Genomic DNA, 4,375 nt, shown 5'->3' on the forward strand with positions numbered 1-4,375 from the left:
ACCACCCCTCGCGGGATTGCCCTTGCCTTCGGCTAGTAGTTGCATTTGTCCTACAATAGGACATTACCGGTACTCCTACAGGGGACTTTCACCCCATAAGTTCATGCCCATGTCGGGCGTACACAAGGCACTGCACCGGACGCGCCAAAAAGCGGCGCGCCGGTGAGCTTGGTCGTTAGGCATCACGGTCATGGATCTTAACGCAGCGTTTTTGATTGGCGGCATGGCGCCTCTCGCAGCTTTGTAAGGACTTTCATGGACAACCTTTCTGACTTCACCTGTTTTGAGTTCATCCATGCCGGCGCACAGAAATCCGTCTATCGCCAGGGCAAGGGTCCAGCGGTCGTCGTCATGCACGAGGTGCCGGGTATCACAGCCGAGGTGGCCCGCTTCGCGCGGAAGGTCGTCGGAGCGGGCATGACGGTGTTTATGCCCCGGCTGTTCGGCAGGGTAGGCGCCAAGACGAATCCGGCCGAGCGCGTATGGCAGCTCGGGCGCGTGTGCATTAGCCGCGAGTTTGCCTGCCTTGCCGAGAACCGGGCCAGCCCCATTACCGATTGGCTCCGCGGGCTCGCGAAACACGCTTACGACGAGATCGGCGGCCGTGGTGTCGGCGTGGTCGGTATGTGCGTCACCGGGAACTTCGCGCTGACCATGACGCTCGATCCATGGGTGATCGCGCCTGTGCTCGGGCACCCGTCGTTCCCGCTTCCCGTCACCCGTGCGAAGGCCGCAGCTGTCCACGCCACGCCAGAGGCGATGGACAACGCGCGACGCCGCATTGACGAGGAGGGGCTGCGCTTTCTCGGTGTGCGCTTCCACGGCGACACGCTGTTTTGCCGACCGGCGCGCTTCGCCACGCTGCGGCGTGAGCTTGGCAATGGCTTCGAGGCCATCGAGCTGCCGGCAGAGTCGGCCAATCCGGCCCCCGAGCCCCCGCACAGCGTGCTCACCATAGGTCTCATCGATCGCGAGGGCGAACCGACGCGGGCGGCTGTCGACCGTGTACTGGGCTTCTTGTGGGAGCGGCTCGAGCCTGGAGACGGAACGTCGACGGGCCAAGCGCCCGCCTAAGGGTCGCGGGCCCAGCCCAGCTTCATTTGGATCAACGGCATGACTACATCGGCGACCCACCCTTATCTGGGGATACGGCTCAATCATTGGCAATCTCTTTTGGAACTTCCATGATGCCTAACACCGCGCTCGAGAGCGACGCGATTCGGCGCTGTGCGTCTCATGCGCGCCTCAACGCGAACGTTAGGCCGCGTTCCTTCGAGGGACGAGAAGCATGTGCGGATGTTAATCTCGATGGGCTTACTTTATGGAGAACAGAAATGCAATACAAAGTACCAATGCTCGCTACCGCTGCAATTAGCGCTCTGCTAGGCGCAGCTATTTCCACAGGCATCAGCAATTCCGAAGCGCAGCCCCCTGGCCCTAAACAATTCCAGTTTGCTTTAACGGGAACGTCCGAAGGAACGCCTAAAATGAAACGCTACGAGGACCTCGAATATGGGATAGTCTGTTACATGGGCGGAATGACTTTCGGTTGCGCGAAGAAGTAAGGGGTAAACGTATCTGGCGCCTGGTTCGCGGTAAGATGGTCCGATCGGCGCATGTATCGCGGGAGTGTCGGGCCTAACAACCGCTCCGAGAGGGACGCCGCAAAAAAGCGCGGCGCCCCTCAAGCGGAGCGTTAGACGGGAAAGGACGAAGTTATGAAAACTATGAGCAAAAGGTTCAGAACGTTACTTGGCGGGGGATTAATCCTTCTCTTCTCCCTCGTCGCGATCAGCTACGCAGGGGCACAAACCTGCGTTCAACCCCCTTCGGGTCTAGTCAGCTGGTGGCCGGGGGATGGGAACGCTGACGACATCCAGAACGGCAACGACGGCACGCTGCAAAACGGCGCGACGTTTGCGGCGGGCATGGTGGGCCAGGCATTTAGCTTTGATGGCGTGGATGACTATGTGGACTTGGGAAATTGGTTCAACCTGCAAACCTTCACTATCGACTTGTGGGTCAAGGCCGGCGCCTCTCAAGTTGCCTTTGCTGACATTATTGATAACAATCACAACGATTTCCGGAGCTGGGTCGTGCAATACGACAACGTTGGTAGCCAATATCACTGGGGTGCGGCTACCGGCGGATCGTGCTGTGTAGGCTTCGCCTTGACCCCCGGCGTCTGGCAGCACCTGGCCATTACCCGAGACCCTAATCACGTGAGCCGAGTGTACCTGGATGGCGCGTTGGTGGGCTCAGCAGCAGGTGCTGGCCCTATAGCCTACGACGGCACTCAATTCCTGCGGCTGGCTCGCTGGGGCGGTGGCGGACGGAATTGGGACGGGCAGCTAGATGAGGTTGAAATCTACAACCGAGCCCTCTCCGAAAAAGAGATCAAGGCGATCTTCGACGCTGGCAGTGTGGGTAAGTGCAAAGTTATTGTTGTAATCGACATCAAACCTGGCGAATTCCCGAATGACATTAACCCGCGCAGTAGGGGGAGAATCGATGTAGCCATTCTGACCACAGACGCTACGGACAACACGACTGCCTTTGACGCCACGACGGTGGATCCGGACACAGTTCGTTTTGGTCGGACTGGCACTGAGGCCGCTCCAGTTCAAGATACCCCCGAGGATGTTGACGTTGACGGCGATGGAGATATTGATCGCGTCCTCCAGTTCAATACGCAGGCCACAGGCATCCTGTGTGGCGATACCTCTGCCACCCTCACAGGCCAAACCTTTGACGGGCAAACGATCCACGGGACGGATTCGATCCAGACGGTGGGGTGTAAGTAAATAAGTAAGGGCAGAGCAATAATTGACAGTGGTCGCCTAACTAACCATCGCGTGGAGTGGGACGCGCCAAAAAGTGGCGCGCCCCTCACGCAGGTCGTTAGACGGCATTGTGAGGCGCGCGGTGGTCCCTAGAAGGAAGACATGATGCCGCAGACGGCGATCTTCGGGCCTGTGTTCGCAACGGTGTTTCTGACGTTCCTTGTCTGGGTATACATGTACATCCGTCGCATCAGTTTCTTGACGAGGAATAAGATCAACCCGAAGGATCTAGCCGTCCCCGGTGCGCTGGGTCAGCTCTCGCCCCCATAGGTTGCCAATCCATCGGACAACCTGAAGAACCTCTTCGAGATTCCGGCGATCTTCTATGCGCTCGCGCTATATCTGTTCGTCACAAGCCAAGTCGACGCAGCATACCTAACCGCCGCATGGATCTTCGTTGCTTTTCGCGCGCTTCATAGCGTTGTCCACTGCACAGTCAACGTCGTAATGCTGCGGTTCTACCTTTACCTCATATCTACGCTGGCCGTGTGGTTCATTGCGGGTCGTGCAGCGCTCCACTATCTCGGATCCTAGGCACGGTCATGGAAGAAATGCGACTGCCGTCTAACGTGGGGGCTTCACTCGGACGCGCCAAACAGCGGCGCGCCGGTGATCGCGGTCGTTGGGCCGTGAAAAGCACATGAGCCCGGTGAACGAAGGGAACCGCATCGCTCGCGAAAAGAGCTGGCCGAGAGACGGTAATCGGTGACCGAATACCGTCGTAACGGGCATCCGGGAGTCACCTGGTTTTTCACGGTGAAATCTAGCCGAGCGACACGGGAATCGGCTCCAGCGGATTGATATGTTGCGAACTGCGTTTCGTAGCGTTCGGGCCTCTTCCGCCTGGAAGCGGTCGTGATCCCCGGTGCTGTGGGCGAGGGTAGCCTCTCACCTCGCCAACCCGCAGGGCGAAGCATGGCGGCTCTCTAACGGCGTTTTCTGGGAGCTCATAATCTATCCGGCGCCTTCACCGTCGATACCGACTACCAAGGCTTCTGCTTTCATGCTTGTGAAGCCCAACGGCTGGCATATCCAGACGGCGAGCCGCGAAGCGGCGGGTTTGCCGTCGGTGTTGATGCCATTGTTAGCCCTTGCGATATTTCAGGAAGCGAATAGGGCGCTGCTACCTCGTCACCGGCCGAGATCGAGGAACTCAAGAGCGCTCGAGAAGGCGAGGCCGGGCATCGGGCCGCCCTCGATTGCGAAGACGCGACGACCGCGGGAGACGACCCCGAGCCCGTGGCGGGGAGTCAGCATCGAAGGGAGTCTGCGCCAGCGGCCCGTCTTCGGGTTCAGGATCTCGACCTCTCCGATCGTGCTGTCGCCCTCGGCCAGCTGCTCGCCGCCGGCGGCGACGATGCGGCCTCCGACGACCGCGGCTTGGAAGCCGCTGCGCGGGACCTGAACGGGCCGCAGCCTCTTCCAGCGGCGCGTATCGGGGTCGTAGCGCTCGACGACATCGAGATTGAGTCCGCCGGCCCGCCCGGCAATCACGTACAGCTTGCCGTCCACCGCAGCAGCCCCGATGTGCT

The 4,375-nt window shown here is 59.7% G+C and carries 3 protein-coding genes and 1 pseudogene; 3 read left to right on the forward strand and 1 reads right to left on the reverse strand.

All coding sequences use genetic code 11. The features are described from left to right. Positions 1–255 precede the first annotated feature (255 nt). The 3 genes and pseudogenes from M3461_04685 to M3461_04695 all read left to right on the forward strand — a co-directional run bounded on the left by M3461_04685 (position 256) and on the right by M3461_04695 (position 3,377). Positions 256–1,074, forward strand: a complete 819-nt coding sequence (locus M3461_04685; protein MDQ3773699.1) for a dienelactone hydrolase family protein — start codon at positions 256–258, stop codon at positions 1,072–1,074. 644 nt (positions 1,075–1,718) lie between these two features. Continuing rightward, positions 1,719–2,804 carry a LamG domain-containing protein gene (locus M3461_04690; GenBank protein ID MDQ3773700.1) on the forward strand — a complete coding sequence of 362 codons (1,086 nt, stop codon included), beginning with the start codon at positions 1,719–1,721 and terminating at the stop codon, positions 2,802–2,804. A 144-nt stretch (positions 2,805–2,948) separates the two neighbouring features. Beyond that, positions 2,949–3,377, forward strand: a pseudogene (locus M3461_04695) (MAPEG family protein). Positions 3,378–3,974: 597 nt separating this feature from the next. Here M3461_04695 and M3461_04700 read toward each other — a convergent pair. Further along, positions 3,975–4,375, reverse strand: a 401-nt coding sequence (locus M3461_04700) for a galactose oxidase (protein ID MDQ3773701.1), incomplete at its 5' end; no start/stop codon positions are given.

The organism is Pseudomonadota bacterium, from assembly GCA_030860485.1.
GTDB lineage: Bacteria > Pseudomonadota > Gammaproteobacteria > JACCXJ01 > JACCXJ01 > JACCXJ01.

Excerpts from the sequence above, each read along its gene's own strand:
- M3461_04685 (MDQ3773699.1), top strand. The coding sequence starts at position 256 with ATGGACAACCTTTCTGACTTCACCTGTTTTGAGTTCATCCATGCCGGC.
- M3461_04690 (MDQ3773700.1), top strand. The coding sequence starts at position 1,719 with ATGAAAACTATGAGCAAAAGGTTCAGAACGTTACTTGGCGGGGGATTA.